This is a genomic window from Pseudomonas sp. 8_5_2 (assembly GCF_059295255.1).
Genome location: NZ_CM181238.1, coordinates 5,375,814 through 5,397,030, shown reverse-complemented (window position 1 = coordinate 5,397,030; position 21,217 = coordinate 5,375,814). Strand labels below are relative to the sequence as shown.

The 21,217-nt window shown below is 64.2% G+C and carries 18 protein-coding genes and 1 riboswitch; of the genes, 13 read left to right on the top strand and 5 right to left on the bottom strand.

Features of this window, described 5'->3' with window-relative positions; translation table 11 throughout:
• The first annotated feature begins 38 nt into the window (after positions 1-38).
• Positions 39-145: riboswitch (TPP riboswitch) on the top strand.
• Between the two features lie 157 nt (positions 146-302).
• On the top strand, positions 303-2,183 hold the full coding sequence (gene thiC, locus AC5O5R_RS24720) for a phosphomethylpyrimidine synthase ThiC (protein WP_172286606.1): 1,881 nt from the start codon (positions 303-305) through the stop codon (positions 2,181-2,183).
• Between the two features lie 175 nt (positions 2,184-2,358).
• On the top strand, positions 2,359-3,642 hold the full coding sequence (gene cytX, locus AC5O5R_RS24715; protein ID WP_172220877.1) for a putative hydroxymethylpyrimidine transporter CytX: 1,284 nt from the start codon (positions 2,359-2,361) through the stop codon (positions 3,640-3,642).
• On the opposite strand, the gene AC5O5R_RS24710 is transcribed toward cytX, so the two are convergent.
• Positions 3,611-4,357: an RsiV family protein gene (locus tag AC5O5R_RS24710; protein WP_172220880.1), complete on the bottom strand. Its 747-nt coding sequence runs from the start codon at positions 4,355-4,357 to the stop codon at positions 3,611-3,613. The genes cytX and AC5O5R_RS24710 overlap by 32 nt on opposite strands.
• 185 nt (positions 4,358-4,542) lie before the next feature.
• Here AC5O5R_RS24710 and AC5O5R_RS24705 point away from each other — a divergent pair, with 185 nt between their 5' ends.
• From AC5O5R_RS24705 to AC5O5R_RS24665, 9 genes are all read left to right on the top strand, one after another.
• Positions 4,543-5,160 carry an NUDIX domain-containing protein gene (locus tag AC5O5R_RS24705; protein WP_172220883.1) on the top strand — a complete coding sequence of 206 codons (618 nt, stop codon included), beginning with the start codon at positions 4,543-4,545 and terminating at the stop codon, positions 5,158-5,160.
• Entirely contained in the window at positions 5,151-5,603 is a 453-nt protein-coding gene (locus tag AC5O5R_RS24700; protein ID WP_172220887.1) for a DUF1249 domain-containing protein, read from the top strand. The genes AC5O5R_RS24705 and AC5O5R_RS24700 overlap by 10 nt, the downstream gene beginning before the upstream one ends.
• Positions 5,604-5,688: 85 nt before the next feature.
• Positions 5,689-6,489 carry a 3',5'-cyclic-AMP phosphodiesterase gene (cpdA, locus tag AC5O5R_RS24695; protein ID WP_494514805.1) on the top strand — a complete coding sequence of 267 codons (801 nt, stop codon included), beginning with the start codon at positions 5,689-5,691 and terminating at the stop codon, positions 6,487-6,489.
• Positions 6,490-6,753: 264 nt separating this feature from the next.
• The gene (locus AC5O5R_RS24690; RefSeq protein ID WP_494514804.1) at positions 6,754-7,362 is read left to right on the top strand and encodes a YqiA/YcfP family alpha/beta fold hydrolase; all 609 of its coding nucleotides are present in this window, start codon (positions 6,754-6,756) and stop codon (positions 7,360-7,362) included.
• A gap of 35 nt (positions 7,363-7,397) precedes the next feature.
• Complete coding sequence (gene parE, locus AC5O5R_RS24685) at positions 7,398-9,302, top strand: DNA topoisomerase IV subunit B (RefSeq protein ID WP_172220896.1); 1,905 nt, start codon at positions 7,398-7,400, stop codon at positions 9,300-9,302.
• The gene (locus tag AC5O5R_RS24680) at positions 9,299-10,285 is read left to right on the top strand and encodes an esterase-like activity of phytase family protein (protein ID WP_494514803.1); all 987 of its coding nucleotides are present in this window, start codon (positions 9,299-9,301) and stop codon (positions 10,283-10,285) included. The genes parE and AC5O5R_RS24680 overlap by 4 nt, the downstream gene beginning before the upstream one ends.
• Positions 10,282-10,800: a retropepsin-like aspartic protease family protein gene (locus AC5O5R_RS24675; protein ID WP_494514802.1), complete on the top strand. Its 519-nt coding sequence runs from the start codon at positions 10,282-10,284 to the stop codon at positions 10,798-10,800. The genes AC5O5R_RS24680 and AC5O5R_RS24675 overlap by 4 nt, the downstream gene beginning before the upstream one ends.
• 10 nt (positions 10,801-10,810) lie before the next feature.
• Entirely contained in the window at positions 10,811-13,069 is a 2,259-nt protein-coding gene (gene parC / locus AC5O5R_RS24670) for a DNA topoisomerase IV subunit A (protein WP_494514801.1), read from the top strand.
• 172 nt (positions 13,070-13,241) lie between these two features.
• On the top strand, positions 13,242-13,952 hold the full coding sequence (locus AC5O5R_RS24665) for a PqiC family protein (RefSeq protein ID WP_172220908.1): 711 nt from the start codon (positions 13,242-13,244) through the stop codon (positions 13,950-13,952).
• Positions 13,953-14,091: 139 nt separating this feature from the next.
• Here the strand turns inward: AC5O5R_RS24665 and AC5O5R_RS24660 are convergent, their stop codons facing one another.
• On the bottom strand, positions 14,092-15,546 hold the full coding sequence (locus AC5O5R_RS24660; RefSeq protein WP_172286613.1) for an AhpA/YtjB family protein: 1,455 nt from the start codon (positions 15,544-15,546) through the stop codon (positions 14,092-14,094).
• 134 nt (positions 15,547-15,680) lie between these two features.
• Here AC5O5R_RS24660 and serB point away from each other — a divergent pair, with 134 nt between their 5' ends.
• Positions 15,681-16,895, top strand: a complete 1,215-nt coding sequence (serB, locus tag AC5O5R_RS24655) for a phosphoserine phosphatase SerB (protein WP_494511756.1) — start codon at positions 15,681-15,683, stop codon at positions 16,893-16,895.
• Between the two features lie 75 nt (positions 16,896-16,970).
• Here serB and asd read toward each other — a convergent pair whose 3' ends face one another.
• From asd to AC5O5R_RS24640, 3 genes are read right to left on the bottom strand one after another with little or no spacing between them, the layout of a single operon-like run.
• The gene (gene asd, locus AC5O5R_RS24650; protein WP_256676307.1) at positions 16,971-17,834 is read right to left on the bottom strand and encodes an archaetidylserine decarboxylase; all 864 of its coding nucleotides are present in this window, start codon (positions 17,832-17,834) and stop codon (positions 16,971-16,973) included.
• Positions 17,835-17,843: 9 nt separating this feature from the next.
• Positions 17,844-18,653, bottom strand: coding sequence for a rhodanese-like domain-containing protein (locus tag AC5O5R_RS24645; RefSeq protein WP_256678535.1), 810 nt, complete (start codon positions 18,651-18,653; stop codon positions 17,844-17,846).
• Between the two features lie 44 nt (positions 18,654-18,697).
• Positions 18,698-20,233, bottom strand: a complete 1,536-nt coding sequence (locus tag AC5O5R_RS24640) for an HDOD domain-containing protein (protein ID WP_172231174.1) — start codon at positions 20,231-20,233, stop codon at positions 18,698-18,700.
• Between the two features lie 130 nt (positions 20,234-20,363).
• Between AC5O5R_RS24640 and motA the strand changes: the two genes are divergently transcribed.
• Positions 20,364-21,215 carry a flagellar motor stator protein MotA gene (gene motA, locus AC5O5R_RS24635; RefSeq protein ID WP_172286237.1) on the top strand — a complete coding sequence of 284 codons (852 nt, stop codon included), beginning with the start codon at positions 20,364-20,366 and terminating at the stop codon, positions 21,213-21,215.
• Positions 21,216-21,217 lie beyond the last annotated feature (2 nt).

Here is a 21,217-nt window from a genome sequence, read left to right as displayed (position 1 = left end):
CCGCTTGGCTTTGCCGACCACTCCAGTCTAGACTGCGCGTGTTCTTGTCGGGGTGCCTTGAATCAAAGGCTGAGATCGCAGAGGTGCGGATCCCGTTGAACCTGATCAGGTTAGCGCCTGCGTAGGGAACAAGATTGCTCGCCTTCCCGGGGAGCCTCTTGTGCCAGGTCCGGGATTGTCACAGCTGCATGCAGCTTTCAGGCACCCCCATATCCGGCACTGCACCCGTCAAGGGCTGCGTCCGCGTCTTTCAGGTTCATCCCCGACATTCCACTGCTAGGAAGCCGTCTGGAGAGCCTGTGATGAGCAAACAAGAAAAAGCGATCAACCTCAGCGAATCGGCACAAGTCGATCAGCAATCCGTGCAACCGTTCCCGCGTTCGCGCAAGGTCTATGTCGAAGGCTCGCGCCCGGACATTCGCGTACCCATGCGCGAAATCAGCCTGGACGATACGCCGACCGATTTCGGTGGCGAGACCAACGCCCCGGTGCTGGTCTACGACACGTCCGGCCCGTACACCGACCCTGATGTGATCATCGACGTGCGCAAGGGCCTGGCCGACGTGCGTTCGGCCTGGATCGACGACCGCGGGGACACCGAGCGCCTGGGCGGCCTGAGCTCCGACTTTGGCCAGCAGCGCCTGAACGATGCCGACCTGGCCAAGCTGCGCTTCGCCCATGTGCGCAACCCGCGCCGCGCGAAGGCCGGTGCCAACGTCTCGCAGATGCACTATGCCCGTCAGGGCATCATCACCGCCGAGATGGAATACGTGGCCATCCGTGAAAACATGAAGCTGCAGGAGGCCCGCGCCGCAGGCTTGCTGAACGATCAGCATGCCGGCCACAGCTTCGGTGCCAACATTGCGAAAGAAATCACCGCCGAATTCGTGCGTGAGGAAATCGCCCGTGGTCGGGCGATCATCCCGGCCAACATCAACCACCCGGAAGTGGAGCCGATGATCATCGGCCGCAACTTCCTGGTGAAGATCAACGGCAATATCGGCAACAGCGCCCTGGGCTCCTCGATCGAGGAAGAAGTGGCCAAGCTGACCTGGGGCATCCGCTGGGGTTCGGACACGGTCATGGACTTGTCCACCGGCAAGCATATCCATGAAACCCGCGAATGGATCATCCGCAACTCGCCGGTGCCGATCGGTACGGTGCCGATCTACCAGGCCCTGGAAAAAGTCAACGGTGTGGCCGAGGACCTGACCTGGGAGCTGTTCCGCGACACCCTGATCGAGCAGGCCGAGCAGGGCGTGGACTACTTCACCATCCACGCTGGTGTGTTGCTGCGCTATGTGCCGCTGACCGCCAAGCGCGTCACCGGCATCGTCAGCCGTGGTGGCTCGATCATGGCCAAGTGGTGCCTGGCGCACCACAAGGAAAACTTCCTGTACACCCACTTCGACGAAATCTGCGAAATCATGAAGGCCTACGACGTCAGCTTCTCGCTGGGCGACGGCCTGCGCCCTGGCTCGATTGCCGACGCCAACGACGCCGCACAGTTCGGTGAGCTGGAAACCCTCGGCGAGCTGACCAAGATCGCCTGGAAGCACGATGTGCAGTGCATGATCGAAGGCCCCGGCCACGTGCCGATGCAGCTGATCAAGGAGAACATGGACAAGCAGCTGGAGTGCTGCGACGAGGCGCCGTTCTACACCCTCGGCCCGCTGACCACCGACATCGCCCCGGGCTATGACCACATCACCTCGGGCATTGGTGCGGCGATGATCGGCTGGTTCGGTTGCGCCATGCTGTGCTACGTCACGCCCAAGGAGCACCTGGGCCTGCCGAACAAGGACGACGTCAAGACCGGCATCATCACCTACAAGATCGCTGCACATGCCGCCGACCTTGCCAAGGGCCACCCGGGCGCGCAGATTCGCGATAACGCCTTGTCCAAGGCGCGTTTCGAATTCCGTTGGGAAGACCAGTTCAACCTGGGCCTGGACCCGGACACCGCGCGTGCCTTCCACGACGAAACCTTGCCGAAGGAATCGGCCAAGGTCGCGCACTTCTGCTCGATGTGCGGGCCGAAGTTCTGCTCGATGAAGATCACCCAGGAAGTCCGTGAGTACGCCGCCAAGATCGAAGCCGTCGACGTCACGGCCGAGCAAGGCATGCGCGAGCAGGCCGAGCGGTTCCGCCAGACAGGCAGCCAGCTGTACCACAAAGTCTAAACCGCTGCGCTGCCCCTTGTAGGAGCGGCCTTGTGTCGCGATGGGCTGCGAAGCGGCCCCGGCAATTTCAGCTGTGAAGCTGAAAACCTGGGGCCGCTCTGCGGCCCTTTCGCGACACAAGGCCGCTCCTACAGCGACCGCGTACATTCCAATACTTTGCCGAGTATCAACAAGCATGACCACGCCTAGCCAGTTTTCCCCCGACCACCCGGTCCCCACCCACCAGCGCATCTTCGGCGCCCGCGACCTGTTCTCGCTATGGTTCTCCCTGGGCATCGGCCTGATGGTGCTGCAGGTCGGCGCCATGCTGGCGCCGGGCCTTGGCCTCGCCGGCGCGGTGCTGGCCATCGCTCTGGGTACTGGTGTCGGCGTGCTGCTGCTGGGCGCCGCCGGCGTCATCGGCAGCGATACTGGCCTTTCTGCCATGGGAACCCTGAAACTCAGCCTGGGCGGCCATGGCGCGCGCCTGCCGGCGCTGCTCAACCTGCTGCAACTGGTGGGCTGGGGCGCGTTCGAGATCATTGTCATGCGCGATGCCGCCAGCCTGCTGGGTGCGCGCGCGTTCGGCGCAGAAAGCGCCTGGAACAGCCCGATGCTCTGGACCCTGTGCTTCGGCGCCCTGGCCACCCTGTTGGCGGTCAGCGGCCCGCTGGCGTTTGTGCGCAAGGTGCTGCGGGCCTGGGGCATCTGGGTGCTGCTGGGCGCTTGCCTGTGGCTGACCTGGAACCTGTTCGCCAAGGCCGACCTGGCGCAGTTGTGGAGCCGTGCGGGGGACGGTTCGATGTCGCTGGCCGTGGGCTTCGACATCGTCATCGCCATGCCGCTGTCCTGGCTACCGCTGATCGCCGACTACTCGCGTTTCGCCCGCAACGGCAAGCATGTGTTCGGCGGCACGGTGATCGGCTATTTCATCGGCAACACCTGGCTGATGAGCCTGGGTGTGGCCTACACCCTGGCCTTTGCCGCCAATGGCGAGGTCAATGCCTTGCTGCTGGCACTGGCGGGCGCCGGCATGGGCATTCCGCTGCTGCTTATCCTGCTCGACGAGTCGGAAAAGGCCTTTGCCGATATCCATTCGGCAGCGGTTTCCACCGGTGTGCTGTTGCCGCTGAAGGTCGAGCACCTGGCGCTGGCCATCGGCGTGCTGTGCACCCTGATTGCCTTGCTGGCGCCACTGGCACAGTACGAGAATTTCCTGCTGCTGATCGGGTCGGTGTTCGCGCCGTTGTTCGGCGTAGTGCTGATGGACCATTACGTGGTCCGTCGCCGCCGCCTGCCGGCACAGGTGGGTGGCTTGCACTGGCAGGCGCTGCTGGCCTGGGCGGTGGGCGTTGTGGCTTACCATGTGATCGCCGCGCAGGCACCTGACCTGGGGGCGACCCTGCCGGCATTGGTGCTGGCAGGGCTACTGCACGGGCTGCTGAGCTTCAGCCGCGGCCGGGAAACAGCTCAGGCTTGAGCACGCCGTTCAGGCGCGGGTAGGGGATTTTCAGCTCCACGTGGCCCATGGAGTAGGGCGCGATAGCATAGACCTCGTACTTGACCACCACCGCGCCGTACGTCAGGGCGACGTGCGGCGACTGCTTGAATGGCCAGGTCTTGACGAACTCGGCGTCCTTGTCCATGCCTACACTGATCAGCCAGGCGCGGTGCGACTCCTCGACGGTTTTCCAGAAGGTGTCCTCCTGGCCTGGCACCAGCATGTCCTGCAAGGTCAATACCTTGTCCAGCTTGCGCGAATAGTTGATGAAGCCACGCCCGGGCATGCCGTGGGCGCCGCCGCTGTCCAGGTAGCTGGACAACTCGATGATCACCAGCCCGTCATGCTGTTCGCGTACCTTGGCTTGCAGGTAGCTGCTGTTACGTTTGTCGGCACTGGCCAGGTATTGCTGTTCATAGGCCTGCAGGGTGCTTGGCGCGGTGCCATGCTGATTGTCTTCGGTCAGCTGCAGCAGGCGCTTTTCGACGATGCCATCAAGTTTGGGCAGGGCCGGGAAATGGATCATGTCGATGTTCACCAGCGGGCAGTCGCTCTCGCTGCAGCCAGGTTTGACATGCTCCCAGGCGTCGCGCTTGACCTCCAGCGGGGCCCGGTGGCTTGGCGTGAACAGGCTTTGGCAGGCGCCAAGGGCGAGTGCCAGCACGGCCACGGAAGTCAGTTTGACAAGTGTCATGATGATCCTTGCAGAACAGGGAAAAGTCGGCCTTTGACCGTCTGCGCGGCCTTCAGTTCGCCACTAAGCTAACAGAGTGAAGACGTGCTGTAACGAGTGTGCGAACGGTTGCCAGAAAGGGGTGAAACCGACAGGCGTGCAGAGTAGGATGGCGCGAAGCGGTATTTGAGGTAATGAGGGTTTCCATGTCAGACGCGTTCAATTCAGTGCCCAAGGGCTTCGAGATCATCGAGCGGGCCAATTGCTTCCAGGGCTTCTACAAGCTCGACAGGCTGCGCCTGCGCCATGAGCTTTTTGCCGGGGGCATGGGCCGCGAGATCAGCCGCGAGCTGTTCGTGCGCCATGACGCGGTGTGCGTGCTGCCTTATGACCCGCAGCGCGATGAAGTGGTGCTGATCGAGCAGTTCCGTGTCGGTGCCCTGGGCAAGGTCGACAACCCCTGGTTGATCGAGATGGTCGCCGGCCTGATCGACAAGGACGAGCAACCCGAAGACGTCGCCCACCGCGAAGCCGACGAAGAAGCCGGCCTGACCTTCAGTGCCCTGTGGCCGATGACCCGCTATTTCCCCTCGCCCGGCGGCAGTGACGAATACGTCCATCTGTTCCTTGGCCGCTGCAGCAGCGAGGGTGCCGGTGGCCTGCATGGCCTGGAAGAAGAGGGCGAAGACATCCGTGTGCGCGTGTGGTCGTTCGAGGATGCCCTGCAGGCGGTGCGCGATGGGCGCATCTGCAACGCGGCAACCATCATCGGCCTGCAATGGCTGGCGCTGAACCGTGACGAAGTACGAGGTATGTGGAAGTGAACCTGCTGCGCGAGCGCTATCGAGTCGACCTGGTCGGGCTGCAGGCAGCCTGCGAGGCCAACTACGCCCGGCTGATGCGCCTGTTGCCCGACATGCGCACCACCCAGAGCTCGCGCCGCATCGGCATGACCCAGGGCGACCAGATGCTCGGCGTGCTGGTGCTCGACGTGGTGCTGGCCTGCCCGTACACCACCACCTTGCACGTGCGCCAGGAGCACAGCCTGCCGTGGTTGCCTGTACCGCATCTGGAAGTGCAGGTTTACCACGATGCACGCATGGCCGAAGTGATCAGCGCCCAACATGCCCGGCGCCTGCGCAGCATCTACCCCTATCCCAATGCAGGCATGCACCAGCCGGATGAAAAGGCCCAGCTCAACCTGTTCCTCGGTGAATGGCTGAGCCACTGCCTGGCCTGCGGGCACGAACTGGCAAGTGTTCGCTGAATTGTGACGTGGGTGGCTTGCGGGTGTTTGCTCGCAAGCATTCCACGGCCATAATTGCTGCTGAATCCGTTCGAGGAGACGGCCGTTGCCGCAGCAAGACCAATCGCGCCCCGTGCATGTGGTGCAACTGACCGATGCCCACCTGTTCGCCGACCCGGCTGGCAGCATGCTGGGTCTCAATACCCGTGACAGCCTGCGCCATGTGGTCGCCCAGGTGCGCCGCGAGCAACCGCTTGTCGACCTGCTGTTGTGCACTGGCGATCTGTCGCAGGATGCCAGCGTGGCGTCTTATGAAGCATTTCGCGAGCTGACCGCGCCGTTTGGCGTGCCCACCCGTTGGCTGCCGGGCAACCATGACGAGGCCCAGGTCATGGCGCAGGTGGCGCCGGAGTTGGTCCAGGTTGTGACCGATATTGGCGGGTGGCGCATCATCATGCTCAACACGGCGGTGCACGGGGCGCCGCACGGTTTTCTCCAAGAGGATCAGCTGGCGACGCTGGAGTCGGCCCTCAAGGGGGCGGGCGAGCGGCATTGCCTGGTGTGTTTCCATCATCAGCCTGTGGATATCGGCTGTGCCTGGATTGCACCGATCGGCTTGCGCAATGCCCAGGCAATGTTCGCTGTCGTCGAGCGTTATCCGCAGGTGCGGGCGTTGCTGTGGGGGCATGTGCATCAGCCGTGGGATGAAGTGCGAAACGGCCGGCGTCTGCTGGCCACGCCTTCGACCTGCATCCAGTTCGCGGCGCGCAGCGAGGAATTTCAGGTGAGCGAGGAGCAGCCTGGGTACCGCTGGTTGCGCCTGCATGCCGACGGGCGGCTGGACACCGGGGTGGAACGGGCGCTGGATTTTGCGGTGAAGCTGGACTTCGACAGCCCGGGGTATTGAAGAATGGGGCTGCTGCGCAGCCCATCGCCGGCAAGCCAGCTCCCACATCTGCCGCGCCGGCCTCAGACCCTGTGCTGCCTGCCTGAGGCCAACGCGGTAGGTGTGGGAGCTGGCTTGCCGGCGATGGGGCGCGCAGCGGCCCCGGCTTTCTGGAAGAAATTGTTGCGAAACCCGTGACACTGCGTCAAAACCCGGCGAACGCGATACACTGCGCGTCCCTGCGCCGGCATCACCAGGCGCGAAGCCACAGACTCCGGGGGCAGCATGTCGGGTTCCATCCTCTATATCCATGGCTTCAACAGCTCGCCGCTTTCGACCAAGGCGCGCCAGCTCGAGGCTGTGATGCAGCAGCTGGGCTTGTCGGCCCAACTGCGCCTGCCGGCGTTGCACCATCACCCGCGGCAGGCCATTGCCCAGCTGGAAGCGGCGATCGCCGAGCTGGGCGCGCCATTACTGGTGGGCAGTTCGCTCGGCGGCTACTATGCCACTCATCTGGCAGAGCGCTTTGGCTTCAAGGCCCTGCTGGTCAACCCAGCGGTAACGCCGCACAAGCATTTCGACGGCTACCTGGGTACCCAGCGCAATCACTACAGCGGTGAAACCTGGGAGCTGACCCACGATCACGTGCAGGCCCTGGCCGAGCTGGAAGTACCAGCCCCGGCGGACGCCAGCCGCTATCAAGTGTGGCTGCAGACCGCCGATGAAACCCTGGACTACCGCCATGCCGAGCACTATTACCGTGCCTGTGCCCTGCGCATCCAGGCCGGGGGCGATCACAGCTTCCAGGGCTTTGCCGAGCGCCTGCCGGCACTGCTGGCCTTCGCCGGCATCGCCCGCGGGCAGTATGCGGCGCTCGATTTTTCTGTATTTTGACTTCCCTGCATTCACCAGACTGACGACGAGACCCTATGGCCAATCCCAGCGCTAGCGCCTATAACGCAGACGCCATCGAAGTCCTCTCGGGCCTTGACCCGGTGCGCAAACGGCCGGGCATGTACACCGACACCAGCCGCCCCAACCACCTGGCCCAGGAAGTCATTGACAACAGTGTCGACGAAGCCCTGGCCGGCCATGCCCGTTCGGTGCAGGTTATCCTGCATGCCGACCACTCGCTGGAAGTCAGCGACGATGGCCGCGGCATGCCGGTGGACATCCACCCGGAAGAGGGCGTGTCGGGGGTCGAGCTGATCCTCACCAAGCTGCACGCCGGCGGCAAGTTCTCCAACAAGAACTACCAGTTCTCCGGTGGCCTGCACGGCGTTGGCATCTCGGTGGTCAACGCCCTGTCGACCCAGGTGCGCGTGCGCGTCAAGCGTGACGGCAACGAATACCAGATGACCTTCGCCGATGGCTTCAAGGCCAGCGAGCTGGAGGTGGTCGGCTCGGTCGGCAAGCGCAATACCGGCACCAGCGTGTACTTCAGCCCCGACCCCAAGTACTTCGATTCGCCCAAGTTTTCCATCAGCCGGCTCAAGCACGTGCTCAAGGCCAAGGCCGTGCTGTGCCCGGGCCTGCTGGTCAGCTTCGAGGACAAGGCCAGCGGCGAGAAGGTCGAGTGGCATTACGAGGACGGCCTGCGCTCCTACCTGGTCGACTCGGTAAACGAATTCCAGCGCCTGCCTGAAGAGCCGTTCTGCGGCAGCCTGGCCGGCAACAAGGAGGCCGTGGACTGGGCGCTGCTGTGGCTCCCCGAAGGCGGCGACAGCGTTCAGGAAAGCTACGTCAACCTGATCCCCACCGCCCAGGGCGGGACCCACGTCAACGGCCTGCGCCAAGGCCTGCTGGATGCCATGCGCGAGTTCTGCGAATTCCGCAACCTGTTGCCGCGCGGGGTGAAACTGGCCCCGGAAGACGTCTGGGAACGCATCACCTTCGTGCTGTCGATGAAGATGCAGGACCCGCAGTTCTCCGGGCAGACCAAAGAGCGCCTGTCATCGCGCGAAGCGGCTGCTTTTGTCTCTGGCGTGGTCAAGGATGCCTTCAGCCTGTGGCTCAACGGTCACCCCGAGCTGGGCATGCAGCTGGCAGAACTGGCCATCAGCAACGCCGGTCGCCGCCTCAAGGCCAGCAAGAAGGTCGAACGCAAGCGCATTACCCAGGGCCCGGCACTGCCCGGCAAGCTGGCCGATTGCGCGGGCCAGGACCCGATGCGGGCCGAGCTGTTCCTGGTCGAGGGTGACTCGGCCGGTGGCTCTGCCAAACAGGCGCGGGACAAGGAGTTCCAGGCGATCCTGCCGCTGCGCGGCAAAATCCTCAACACCTGGGAAGTGGACGGAGGCGAAGTCCTGGCCAGCCAGGAAGTGCACAACATTGCCGTAGCCATTGGCGTCGACCCCGGTGCAACCGACCTTGCGCAATTGCGTTACGGCAAGGTCTGCATCCTCGCCGACGCCGACTCCGACGGCCTGCACATCGCCACGCTGCTGTGCGCCCTGTTCGTCCAGCACTTCCGCGCGCTGGTCGAGGCCGGGCACGTCTATGTGGCCATGCCGCCGCTGTACCGCATCGACCTGGGCAAGGAAATCTACTACGCCCTCGACGAAGCCGAGCGTGACGGCATCCTCGACCGCCTGGTGGCCGAGAAGAAACGCGGCAAGCCACAAGTCACCCGCTTCAAGGGCCTGGGCGAGATGAACCCGCCGCAGCTGCGCGAAACCACCATGGACCCGAACACCCGGCGCCTGGTGCAGCTGACCCTGGATGACGTTGAGGCCACCTGCGAGCTGATGGACAAGCTGCTGGCCAAGAAGCGCGCCGGTGACCGCAAGAGCTGGCTGGAAACCAAGGGCAACCTGGCCGAGGTCATGGTTTGATTCGTCTGTGCCTGGCTGCGTGTCTGGCGCTGGTTGCCCTGCCGAGCCTGGCGGGCAACTGGCCCGAGCTGAAGCTCAGTGCCGAACACCCGATCGACGGCATGCGCGGTGGTAACCTGTCCGGCCTGGTGCAGTGTCGTGGCGGGCTGTGGGGTGTGTCCGACCGTGACGACGACCGCATCTACCGCTTCGACCAGCAGAACCCGACCTGGCGCGCGCAACCGTTCACCTTCACCCCCCCGCAGGTGCCGGAAAGCGGCCTGCCATGGGGCCTGAAGTCGCGCAACTGGGCGGCGTCGTACATTCGTGGCGGCGAGCTGGACTTCGAAGGCATCACCTGTGACCAGGCCGGCAACCTGTACCTGGTCAGCGAAGCGCACGCCGCAGTGCTGCAACTGCCGCTGGACGGCCAGCCGGACTGGTTGAAGATCGACCCGGCCATGGTGCGCCAGGCCCGGGCCAGCGGCATGCTGCTGAACTTCAATGCCTTGTTCGAAGGGCTGGCGATCAACCCGGCAGGCGACCGCCTGTGGCTGGCGGCCGAGCGCGAGCGCCGCGGCCTTGTGGCGATCGAGCGCCAGCAATCGGTGTGGACCTGCGGGCGTACCTGTGTGCTGCTGAGTGAGGCCGGGGTCGAGATGCAACCGCCGCAGATGCCCGATGCCCGGGCACTGTCTCGCGACTTTGCCGACCTGGCCTGGTTCGAGGGCAAGCTTTTTACCCTGGAACGCAACGCTTACCGGGTTTGCCGGCGTGATGCCGACAGTGGCAAGGTCGAGCGCTGCTGGTCGTTCGCCGCCGAAGCGCTGCAACCCATGCGCCGCTACGATCAGCCATTCGGCCTGGCCGAGGCACTGGTGATCGACGCCAAGGGCGCCTGGGTCGGGCTGGACAACAACAACGGTGACCGCGCCGATGGCGAAAGCCGTCCGATCGTCTGGCGCTTCGACGCGCCGGACGGCGGCTGGAGCGCCAAGCCATGAGCCAGGCGCCGGGCAAGCGTGCGGGCAGGGTGCTGATGATCCTCGCCTGGGGGGCGGCGTTGTTCCTAGCCACGCGCTTTTTTGGCCAGTGGGAAGACAGCCAGCGCAACCCTAATGCCCAGGTGCAGTCCGAGCATGGCGAAGGCTTCATCGAGGTACGCCTGTTGGGCAACGGCCAGGGCCACTTCGTGGTGGATGGCGCGATCAACGGCCAGGTGGTGCACTTCATGCTCGATACCGGTGCCACCGACGTGGCGATCCCCGAGGCCTTGGCCCGTGACCTGAACCTGCAGCGCGGCAGCCCGGTGCTGCTCAGTACCGCCAACGGTCGCACCGAAGGCTACCGCACGCGCCTGGCGAGCCTGCAGCTGGGTGATATCCGCCTGCGGGACGTACGCGCCATCGTGGTGCCGGGCCTGGACGGGCCTACCGTATTGCTGGGCATGAGTGCCCTGAAACAACTTGAATTTACCCAACGTGGCGGCACCATGCTGCTGCGCCAGAACCTGAAATGACGAGGCCCGCATGAGCGACTCACTGGAACTCAGCCTGGACGGCGTAGAACGCCGCTCGCTGGCTGACTTCACCGAACAGGCCTACCTCAACTATTCCATGTACGTGATCATGGACCGCGCCTTGCCGCACATCGGTGACGGCCTGAAGCCGGTGCAGCGCCGCATCGTCTACGCCATGAGCGAGTTGGGGCTCGATGCCGATGCCAAGCACAAGAAATCGGCGCGTACCGTCGGTGACGTGCTCGGCAAGTTCCACCCTCACGGAGATTCGGCCTGCTACGAAGCCATGGTGTTGATGGCCCAGCCATTCAGCTACCGTTACACCCTGGTCGACGGCCAGGGCAACTGGGGTGCGCCGGACGATCCGAAGTCGTTCGCCGCCATGCGTTATACCGAGGCGCGGCTGTCGCGCTACGCCGAAGTGCTGCTCAATGAAGTCGGTCAGGGCACCGTCGACTGGGTGCCGAACTTCGACGGCACCTTGCAGGAGCCCGCTGTTCTGCCAGCGCGGCTGCCCAACATCCTGCTCAACGGCACTACCGGTATCGCCGTGGGCATGGCCACCGACGTACCGCCGCACAACCTGCGTGAAGTGGCCAGCGCCTGCGTGCGCCTGCTCGACGAGCCCAAGGCCACCATCGAGCAGCTGTGCGAGCACATTCAGGGGCCGGATTACCCGACCGAGGCCGAGATCATCACGCCGCGGGCAGAAATCCAGAAGATGTACGAAAGCGGCCGCGGCTCGATCCGCATGCGCGCCGTATACCGTGTCGAGGATGGCGACATCGTTGTCACCGCGCTGCCACACCAGGTCTCCGGGGCCAAGGTGCTGGAGCAGATCGCCGCGCAGATGCAGGCCAAGAAGCTGCCGATGGTTGCCGACCTGCGTGACGAGTCGGACCACGAGAACCCGTGCCGCATCGTCATCATCCCGCGCTCGAACCGCGTGGATGCCGCCGAACTGATGCAGCACCTGTTTGCCACCACCGACCTGGAGAGCAGCTACCGGGTCAACGTCAATATCATCGGCCTCGACGGCCGGCCGCAGTTGAAGAACTTGCGGATGATCCTGGTGGAATGGCTGGAGTTCCGCACCAATACCGTTCGTCGCCGCCTGCAGCACCGTCTGGACAAGGTCGAGAAGCGTTTGCACCTGTTGGATGGTTTGCTCACCGCGTTCCTCAACCTGGACGAAGTGATCCACATCATCCGTACCGAGGAGCACCCCAAGCAGGCCCTTATCGCCCGTTTCGAGCTGACCGAGATTCAGGCCGAATACATTCTCGAGACCCGTCTGCGTCAGCTGGCGCGCCTCGAAGAGATGAAAATCCGTGGCGAGCAGGACGAGCTGCTTAAGGAGCAAGCCAAGCTGCAGGCCCTGCTGGGCAGCGAGGCAAAACTGCGCAAGCTGGTGCGCAGCGAACTGATCAAGGATGCCGAAACCTATGGCGACGATCGTCGTTCGCCAATCGTCGAACGCGCCGAAGCCAAGGCCCTGTCGGAAAACGAGCTGATGCCCACCGAGCCCGTCACCGTGGTGCTTTCGGAGAAGGGCTGGGTGCGTTGCGCCAAGGGCCATGACATTGACGCCACCGGCCTTTCCTACAAGGCAGGCGACGGCTTCAAGGCCGCAGCAGCCGGGCGCTCCAACCAGTTTGCCGTGCTTATCGACTCCACCGGTCGCAGCTACTCGCTGGCGGCGCACAGCCTGCCGTCGGCGCGTGGCCAGGGCGAGCCCCTGACCGGCCGCCTGACGCCGCCGCCGGGCGCCACCTTCGAATGCGTGCTGCTGCCGGAGGACGACGCGTTGTACGTGGTGGCTTCTGACGCCGGCTATGGCTTCGTGGTCAAGGGCGAAGACCTGCAGGCCAAGAACAAGGCTGGCAAAGGGTTGCTGAGCCTGCCCAACGGGGCCAAGGTGATGACCCCGCGCCCGGTCGCCAACCGCGAGCAGGACTGGCTGGCAGCAGTGACCACCGAAGGCCGCCTGCTGGTATTCAAGGTCAGCGACCTGCCCCAGCTGGGTAAAGGCAAGGGCAACAAGATCATTGGCGTGCCGGGCGACCGGGTGGCCAGCCGAGAAGAGTTCGTCACCGATCTGGCCGTGATTGCAGAAGGGGCGACCCTTGTATTGCAAGCCGGTAAGCGTACCCTGTCTCTGAAAGCGGACGACCTGGAGCATTACAAGGGCGAGCGCGGACGGCGAGGCAGCAAGCTGCCACGCGGGTTCCAGCGCGTCGATGGGTTGCAGGTGGAAGTGCCGGCGTAACCGGCAGAAATGTCTGGAACGGCAATTTCAGCGCCGTTCCGGGCAGAAATGCTGGAGTCGGACGGCTATTTCGCGGATGATATGGCCCTCGTGGTGCCGGCGTGGCCGTGTGCCCGTTTGAATTTTTATGTATCACTGCGGTGTGCCAGATGGCAACCGCCTGGATGGGATGATGAAATTTCTGCGCCTTCCATTTGCGCTGTTGATGACTGGCCTGCTGGGCCTTGGCGGGTGCACCATGCATCAGCCGGTTGCCCTGTACCAGCTCGACAGTGGTGATCCTGGCCAGCCTTCGCAGAGTGCGGGCATGGCCGTGGTGCTCGGCCCGGTATCGGTAGCCGATTACCTGCAACGCGAGACGTTCCTGCAGCGTCAGACCGATGGCAGCCTGAGTTCAGCGACCGATGGTCGTTGGGCTGGCAGCCTGTCGTCGGACATCGACCAGCTGTTGGTACGCCAGCTCGCCTGGCGCCTGGACAGCCAGCGCGTGGTGCTGGCACCGGCGACCCCCGGCTTCAGCCCGGATGTGCAGGTGTTGCTGTCGATTACCCGCCTGGACTCGGGCAAGAACCAGCCGGCCATCCTGGATGCCCAGTGGCGCGTGCTCGACCGCCGTGGTCATGTGCGTGACAACCGCATTGTCCACCTCGAGCAGCAGCACGAGGGCAGTGAGGCGTCGCAGGTTCAGGCCCAGGGCCAACTGCTGCAGAAGCTGGCCGAACAGCTGAGTACGGCGGTCAAGCCGCTGGCCAACCAGCCGGCCATCGCCGAAGAACCACCGAAAAAGCCCGCTGCGCGGGTGCAGGTGAAGAAAGAGCCGGAGAAATCCAAGATTCCGATGGCCTCGCCGATCCGCACCGATATGGAAGTCTATCGGTTCTGACTGAGCCACCAGATACAAAAAAGCCCGCGATCATGCGGGCTTTTTTGTATCTGCAATAAACCAGTCTGAAGCTGTGTGCGGTCCCTGTAGGAGCGGCCTTGCGTCGCGAGGGGCGCCTACAGGGGCCAGTGCAGGCCTGTCAGGCCCGGTGCTCGTGCATGCGCGCCAGTTGCCGCTCCAGCATCGACGGGTAGGGCTCCATCAGCCGCTCCACGCAGCAGGCTCCCTCGGGGCTGGCAATTGGTCGAATACGGGCACGCTGGCGAATCAATGTGTCATCGCTGATCTGCCGCTCCACCAGCAACAGGTTGCGGCTGTGCTGCGACAGCGCCAGGGCATCCTGGGCCTTCTCGGCCATCAGCAGGTCGACCAGCTCCAGCCCGTGCAGGTCGTTACCCAGGGCCAGGCCCAACTGCAACTGCAGGGTGATGCCGCTGTCGGCCACCTCGATCTGCAGGGCATGGCCCAGGGCGCGCAGCAGCTCGCCGCAGCAGATGGCGTTGGTCAGGTAGTCCTCGCCACACTCGCGGCTGTGGAACAGCACCAGCGTGCTGCCATCGTTGAGGGTGTGGGTTTCACCGTCGTAAAGCGAGGCGGCGTGCTCCAGGCAATCGCGGTAGCGCTCGGTCAGCTCGGTCAGGCGGGTACGTGGCAGGCGGCGCAACTGCTCCTGCGAACCCAGCTGCACGGCCAGCACGGCGCTGTACTGCGGCTCGTCGGATTCGACCACGGTGGCTTTCGGCGCACTGTCGTCGTCCAGCAGGCCGGCGAAGGCTTCGTCATCATCCTCTTCGGCCACGGCGGTTACCTTGGCACGCGGCGCAGCCTTGGGTGCCGGGGCCGGCTCGTCGAGGTCGTCGAAATGCTCATCGTCTTCTTCCTCAGGCTCCGGCTCGGGTGGCGGCGGGGCCAGGCGTGCATGCAGCTGGCGAGCGATGTCGCCGATCTCGTCCTGGCGGTCGGTAGCCGGGGTATAGGGCTGCGGGTCGCGCAGCCATACCCGCAGCTGCAGCAGCGGCAGCGTGATGTGGCGGCCCTGGCGCAGGCTCAGGGTCAGCGCCAGCACCAGCAGGATGGCGGCAAGGATGCCCATGCTCTGCAGGCTGATGAGCATCGGCTGCTGGAACTGGCTCATGTCCAGGCTGATGCGCAGTTGCCCGGCAGCGACGTCCTGGAAGCTGATCTTGGTCTGGTACAGGCCCTCGGCCTCGCCCAGCAGGCTATTGCGGGGGCGCTGGCCGGCCTCGGCGAGGATGCGGTTGTCCACGCTGTAGATCGCCGCATGAGCCACCAGCGGGTTTTTCACCAGGTTGCCCAGCAGCACATTGAGGCTGAGGATATCGTTGGCGACCAGCAGCTCGGTCGCCGAAGTGGCCGTCTGCGTGGTCAGGCTCTGGCCCAGGGCATCGGCCTGCTCGTGCATGGCCTGCTTGAACTGCAGGCCCATCACGCAGGCATAGATCACCAGCGCCAGTGCCACCAGGAAGATGTTGGTGCAGGCGATGCGCAGTGCCAGCGGCACGCGACGTTGACTCAGGGCGCGATAGATCATCAGGAAGAAGTTGTCTGCTTTGACGGGCGTGGGCCGGTTCACTGAGCTCGGCTCTTAATGGCATGAAGTGTGGGGCAGTATAGCGATCCGGGTTTTGTCGGCAAAGTATCGTTGGCGCCCGATGGTCATGGAAAATCGGTAGAATGCGCATTTTTCATCGAAGTCGGAGCCAGGTTGTGCGCGAAATCGTCCTGATCAACATCACCGGTGAGGACCGTCCCGGTCTCACTGCGGCTATCACCGGCGTCCTGCTGCAGGGTGGTGTGAGCATCCTCGACATCGGCCTGGCGGTCATGCACGGCACCTTGTCGTTCGGCATTCTGGTCGACATCGCCGATAATGAAGTGGCAACCCGCCTGCTGCAAAGCGTGCAGGCCAAGGCCCACGAGCTGAACCTGCAGGCCCGCTACACGCCGATTTCCGAGGCGGACTACCAGCACTGGGCCGACGGCCAGGGCGAGGCACGCCATATTGTCACCCTGCTCAGCCGCAAGATCACCCCCGAGCAGTTGCAGCGGGTGAGTGCGGTCATCAGCCAGTATGGCCTGACCATCGAGCGCATCGAGCGCCTGTCGGCACGTGTTGCGCTGGATGTGGAGGCCGGCAAGGGCAAGGCTGCCATCGAAATTTCGGTGCGCGGCGTACCCAGCGATGCCCAGGCCCTGCGTGCCGACTTCTTCGCCCTGGCTGAAGAGCTGAGCGTCGACATCGCCTTCCAGAAGGACGACCTGTTCCGCCGCAATCGCCGCCTGGCGGTGTTCGACATGGATTCGACGCTGATCGAAGCCGAAGTCATCGACGAACTGGCCAAGGCGGCCGGCGTGGGTGAGCAGGTGGCCGCCATCACCGAGCGGGCCATGCGCGGTGAGCTGGACTTCCGCGCCAGCTTCAAGGAGCGCATGGCGCTGCTCAAGGGCCTGGATGTGGGCGTGCTGGACGAGATCGGCGCATCGCTGCGCCTGACCGAGGGTGCCGAAAACCTGTTCGCCGAGCTCAAGCGCCTGGGCTACAAGACCGCAATCCTGTCGGGTGGCTTCACCTACTTCGCCCGCCAGGTGCAGGCACGCCTTGGCATCGACTATGTGTTTGCCAATGAGCTGGAAGTGGTAGATGGCAAGGTGACCGGTGTGGCTGTAGAGCCGATCGTCGACGCCCAGCGCAAGGCTGAGCTGCTGCAGAAACTGGCCAGCGACGAAGGCCTGCAGCTGGAGCAGACCATTGCCGTGGGCGATGGCGCCAACGACCTGCCGATGCTGTCGCTGGCCGGCCTGGGCGTAGCGTTCCGCGCCAAGCCGCTGGTACGCCAGTCGGCCAAGCAGGCGATTTCCACCCTGGGGCTGGATGGCGTGTTGTACCTGCTGGGCCTGCGCGACCGCGACGCACGCGGCTGATCTGGAAATTCAGGGCTGCTTTGCAGCCCTGAAAAAAGGCCCTGCATGTGCAGGGCCTTTTTCATATGGCTTGAATCAAGCCTGCACAGGCACCGCCAGCTGCTGCCCCATGCGTACCGCCGACCCGGCACCCAGACTCTCAGCCCACTTCACCTGCTCTGGCCCGAACAGCACGATGGCGGTCGAACCCAGCTTGAAGCGGCCCAGCTCGGCACCTTTTTCCAAGTGAATCGGCGCACGGCTGCCCTCGTCATAACGGAAGGTCTTCAGCTCACGCTTGGGCGGCGTCACCAGCCCGGCCCACACGGTTTCGATCGAAGCGACGATCATGGCGCCAACCAGTACCACCGCCATCGGCCCGCGTTCGGTATCGAACAGGCAGACCACACGCTCGTTGCGGGCGAACAGCTCGGGGACGTTCTCTGCAGTCGTCTGGTTGACCGAGAACAGCCGGCCCGGCACATAGACCATTTCGCGCAAGGTACCGGCCAGCGGCATGTGCACGCGGTGATAGTCCTTGGGCGACAGGTAGATGGTGGCGAACTCGCCGCCCATGAACGGCGCGGCCATGGCCGGGTCACCACCCAGCAGCTCCTGGGCGCTGAAGCCGTGGCCCTTGGCCTGGAAGATGCGGCCATGCTCGATCGGGCCGAGCTGGCTGACGGCGCCGTCGGCCGGGCAGAGGATGGCGCCCGGGGTCTCGTCCAGCGGGCGGGCGCCGGGTTTCAGGGCGCGGGTGAAGAAGGCATTGAAGTGCTCGTAGGCACTGAGGTCCTCGACCATGGCTTCGGCCATGTTCACCTGGTAGCGCTTGGCGAACCAGGCGGTAAAGGCGTTCTTGAACCAGCGCACGCGGCACTCGGCGATGCAGCCGGCCAGCCGCGACAGCAGGTGGTGCGGCAGCAGGTACTGGCTGATGATGAACAAACGGGATTTCATGCAGGTTCCTTAGACTTCTACAGGCGTGTCCGGGTGGTTGCCCCATTCGCTCCACGAGCCGGCATAGGCCTTGACGCGTGGATAGCCGAGGGATTTGGCCACCAGGTAAGTGAAACCGGAGCGGCGGTGGGTCTGGCAGTGGGTGATCACTTCCTTGTCGGGGGTGATGCCCAGTTGCTCGAGAACTTGTTTGATGTCTGGGCGGATGCGCAGGTGGTCGTTGAGGTCCATGCCGGCGGTCCACTCGAAGTTGATTGCGCCGGGGATGTGGCCAGCCTTGGCGGCCAGCACCTTCTCGCCGTTGAATTCCTGCGGTGCGCGGGCGTCCCAGACCACCAGGTCATCGGAGCCCAGGCGGCTTTGCAGGTACTCGCGGGTTGCAGTTGGGGCGCTGTCGATGTGCAGGCGTACCGGGGCGGTGCCACTGGCAGGTACCTCGGTGGACAGCCTGTCTGCCGGCCAGGCCTGGATACCGCCATTGAGGTAGTGGTAGCCCTTGTGGCCGATCACGTCGAGCAGCCAGATGAAGCGCCCGGCCCAGCCGCCGCCCTCATCGTCATACACCACGTACACGGCATCATCGCGGTGGCCGAGCTCGCTGAACAGTTTTTCCAGATCGCCCAAGGGTGGCAGCAGGCCGGGCGCGGGGGGCTGGCCAAGCTGGGTACGCTTGCCTTCGACAAAGCGAGCGCCGGGGATATGCCCGCTGACATAGCGGTTGGCACTGCTGAGGTCGACCAGGATCAGCTGCGGCGAATCCAGGCGGGGCAGCAGGTCCGTGGCTTCGATCACCAGGGGCAGGCCGGTAAAGTCAGTCATCCACGGTCTCCAGTGTGGAAAGAGGGGCGATTGTAGCGCAAGGCTCAGCCCTTGCGGTTGGCAAACACCGACAAGGCTCGCTCGATGCATTGCGCGGTTTTGCCGAAGGCTTGCACGCTGATATCGGCCAGCGGCCGGCAGCCCTGGTCGGCCACCAGCAGCATCAGCACCTGATCGTTCACCGCCAACGAGCGTAGCAGCACATGCTCGCTGCGGAACAAGGCACGCAGCGGCGCGGGCAGCAGGGCGGAGAACTGGCTGTGGTTTTCCGGGGTGATGCGCAGCTGCCCGGCCTGGGACAGCAGCTTCTGCAGCAGTTTGTTCTGCGACACTTGCAGGGCCAGAGCGCTTGCTTCCTTTGCCAGGCCGGCGATCTGCTGCACGCGCAGGTAGTCGCTGGCCTTGTCCAGGCTCAACAGCATGATGCGCTGCATGCCGCAGGCCAGCAGGGCCTCGCGAGCCTGCGTCGCCAGGTGCACGGTGTTGGTGAACGGGCTGGGCTGGGCCAGCAGGTCCTGGCACAGCGTGCGCCAGCGCGCCAGGTCGTCGCTGCTCGGTGGTGGCGGGGCCAGCATGTCAGGGTGCGGGCGGCGTTGGTGCCATGGCCAGATCAGCGCTTCGGCCGGGTGGAACAGGGCATGGCGGGCGTGGCGACGGGCGCTGGCGGCAGCCTGCTGGTGCATCTGCTGCTGCACGTCTGCCAATGAAGTCTGCAGGTACAGCGCGGTCAGCAGTTGCCAGCGCAGCAGGTGCGGGTTGTCCCAGCCCACCTGCGCTGCCAGGGCCAGATTGTTGGCCAGCAACACAGTGTTGGCCGGCTGGTTGAACCAGCGGCGCAGGCCGGGTTCTGCATCCAGGCGGTGTTGCTGGCTGAGCAAGTCCTCGTCGCGGGCGATGCTCAGTACCTGAGCGAGTTGTTCGCGCTCTTCCAGCAGCAGACGATAACCCTGGGTCACCCACTGTGGCAGCCGCCAGTATTCCGCCATGGTCTGACACAGCGCCATGATGCGCACGCCAAATAGCTCGTCCTCTACCAGGGCGGCGTCCTCACCCTTGTGGATAACCCGCAGTTCCCAGGTGTCGAGCAGCTTGGGGTAGGCCAGCGCCAGCGGCCACAGTGGCGACAGGAACAGCAGGCTGCCCCAGTGAATTTCTTGCCACAGCCGCGCCAGACGGCTGGCGAACAGGCCGCTGGCCTGTTGCGAGGCATGCTGGCTGATCAGCTGAAACTGGCTGAGCACCGGCGGGATATCTTCGACCGGCACCGCAGGCAGGCGCTTGAGCAGCTGTGCACTGCGCTCCAGGCCCAGGCGGTTGAGAGCGACCTCCAGGCTTTCGGCGGGCTCGGCCTGGCTGGCATTGGTGGGGTGATTGGCTTCGCGCATCACCGACAGCACCAGCGCCGGGCTATCCTGCATCAGTTCGGCGATATCGCGCAGCGAGCGGCGGCTATCATTGATGGCGGCCATGACCCGGTCGTAGCTGTGCTTCGGCACGGGGATGCGAACACTCTCCAGCAGCTTTACCCAGGCCTCTAGCGTACGTGGAGCCTGAGCGGGCACCTTGGTTTCAATTGGCATTTTGACATCAGTCCGAACTGGCTTTTCGCTTTGAGTGGCTATAGTCTGGCGCAGTTCTGCCGATAAGTAGAAGAAGAGTTTTAAAGCTCCCGTCTCTCACCCTGACCACGACAGCAAGTGCTTTGAACCTATGGCTAAAATTATCGGCATCATCGTCGTATTCGCGAGCGTGCTCGGCGGGTACGTGCTCTCCCACGGCAAGATCGCAGCGCTGATCCAGCCGTTCGAAGTACTGATCATCGGCGGTGCGGCCTTCGGTGCATTCCTCCAGGCCAACCCCGGCTACATGACAATGCACGTCATCAAGAAGTCGATGAAGATGTTCGGCTCGCGCTTCAGCCACGCCTACTACCTGGAAGTGCTGGGCCTGGTCTACGAGATTCTCAACAAGAGCCGTCGCGAAGGCATGATGGCCATCGAGGCCGACATCGAGGACGCCGCCGCCAGCCCGATCTTCGCCAAGTACCCGACGGTGCTGGCCGACGAGCGCATGACCGCATTCGTCTGCGACTACCTGCGCATCATGTCCACCGGCAACATGGCCCCGCACGAACTCGAGGGCCTGTTCGACATGGAACTGCTGAGCATGAAGGAAGAGCTCGAGCACCCGTCGCATGCCGTGACCGGCATCGCCGACGGCATGCCGGGCTTCGGTATCGTTGCGGCGGTACTGGGTATCGTGGTGACCATGGCCTCGCTGGGCGATGGTGACCAGGCGGCCATCGGCATGCACGTGGGTGCAGCGCTGGTGGGTACCTTCTTCGGTATTCTGGCTGCCTACGGCTTCTTCGGCCCGCTGGCCAAGTGCCTGGAGCACGACGCCAAGGAAGAGTTGAACCTCTACGAATCGATCAAGGCCTCGCTGGTGGCCTCGGCCTCGGGCATGCCGCCTTCGCTGGCGGTCGAATTCGGGCGCAAGGTGCTGTACCCCAAGCACCGCCCAAGCTTCGCCGAGCTGGAACAAGCGGTTCGCGGTCGCTGAGT

Excerpts from the sequence above, each read along its gene's own strand:
- AC5O5R_RS24705 (WP_172220883.1), top strand. The coding sequence starts at position 4,543 with ATGTCAGACGCGTTCAATTCAGTGCCCAAGGGCTTCGAGATCATCGAG.
- AC5O5R_RS24640 (WP_172231174.1), bottom strand. The coding sequence starts at position 20,233 with ATGCCAATTGAAACCAAGGTGCCCGCTCAGGCTCCACGTACGCTAGAG.
- parE (WP_172220896.1), top strand. The coding sequence starts at position 7,398 with ATGGCCAATCCCAGCGCTAGCGCCTATAACGCAGACGCCATCGAAGTC.
- AC5O5R_RS24645 (WP_256678535.1), bottom strand. The coding sequence starts at position 18,653 with ATGACTGACTTTACCGGCCTGCCCCTGGTGATCGAAGCCACGGACCTG.
- cytX (WP_172220877.1), top strand. The coding sequence starts at position 2,359 with ATGACCACGCCTAGCCAGTTTTCCCCCGACCACCCGGTCCCCACCCAC.
- AC5O5R_RS24665 (WP_172220908.1), top strand. The coding sequence starts at position 13,242 with ATGAAATTTCTGCGCCTTCCATTTGCGCTGTTGATGACTGGCCTGCTG.
- AC5O5R_RS24710 (WP_172220880.1), bottom strand. The coding sequence starts at position 4,357 with ATGACACTTGTCAAACTGACTTCCGTGGCCGTGCTGGCACTCGCCCTT.
- parC (WP_494514801.1), top strand. The coding sequence starts at position 10,811 with ATGAGCGACTCACTGGAACTCAGCCTGGACGGCGTAGAACGCCGCTCG.
- asd (WP_256676307.1), bottom strand. The coding sequence starts at position 17,834 with ATGAAATCCCGTTTGTTCATCATCAGCCAGTACCTGCTGCCGCACCAC.
- motA (WP_172286237.1), top strand. The coding sequence starts at position 20,364 with ATGGCTAAAATTATCGGCATCATCGTCGTATTCGCGAGCGTGCTCGGC.
- thiC (WP_172286606.1), top strand. The coding sequence starts at position 303 with ATGAGCAAACAAGAAAAAGCGATCAACCTCAGCGAATCGGCACAAGTC.
- AC5O5R_RS24675 (WP_494514802.1), top strand. The coding sequence starts at position 10,282 with ATGAGCCAGGCGCCGGGCAAGCGTGCGGGCAGGGTGCTGATGATCCTC.
- AC5O5R_RS24690 (WP_494514804.1), top strand. The coding sequence starts at position 6,754 with ATGTCGGGTTCCATCCTCTATATCCATGGCTTCAACAGCTCGCCGCTT.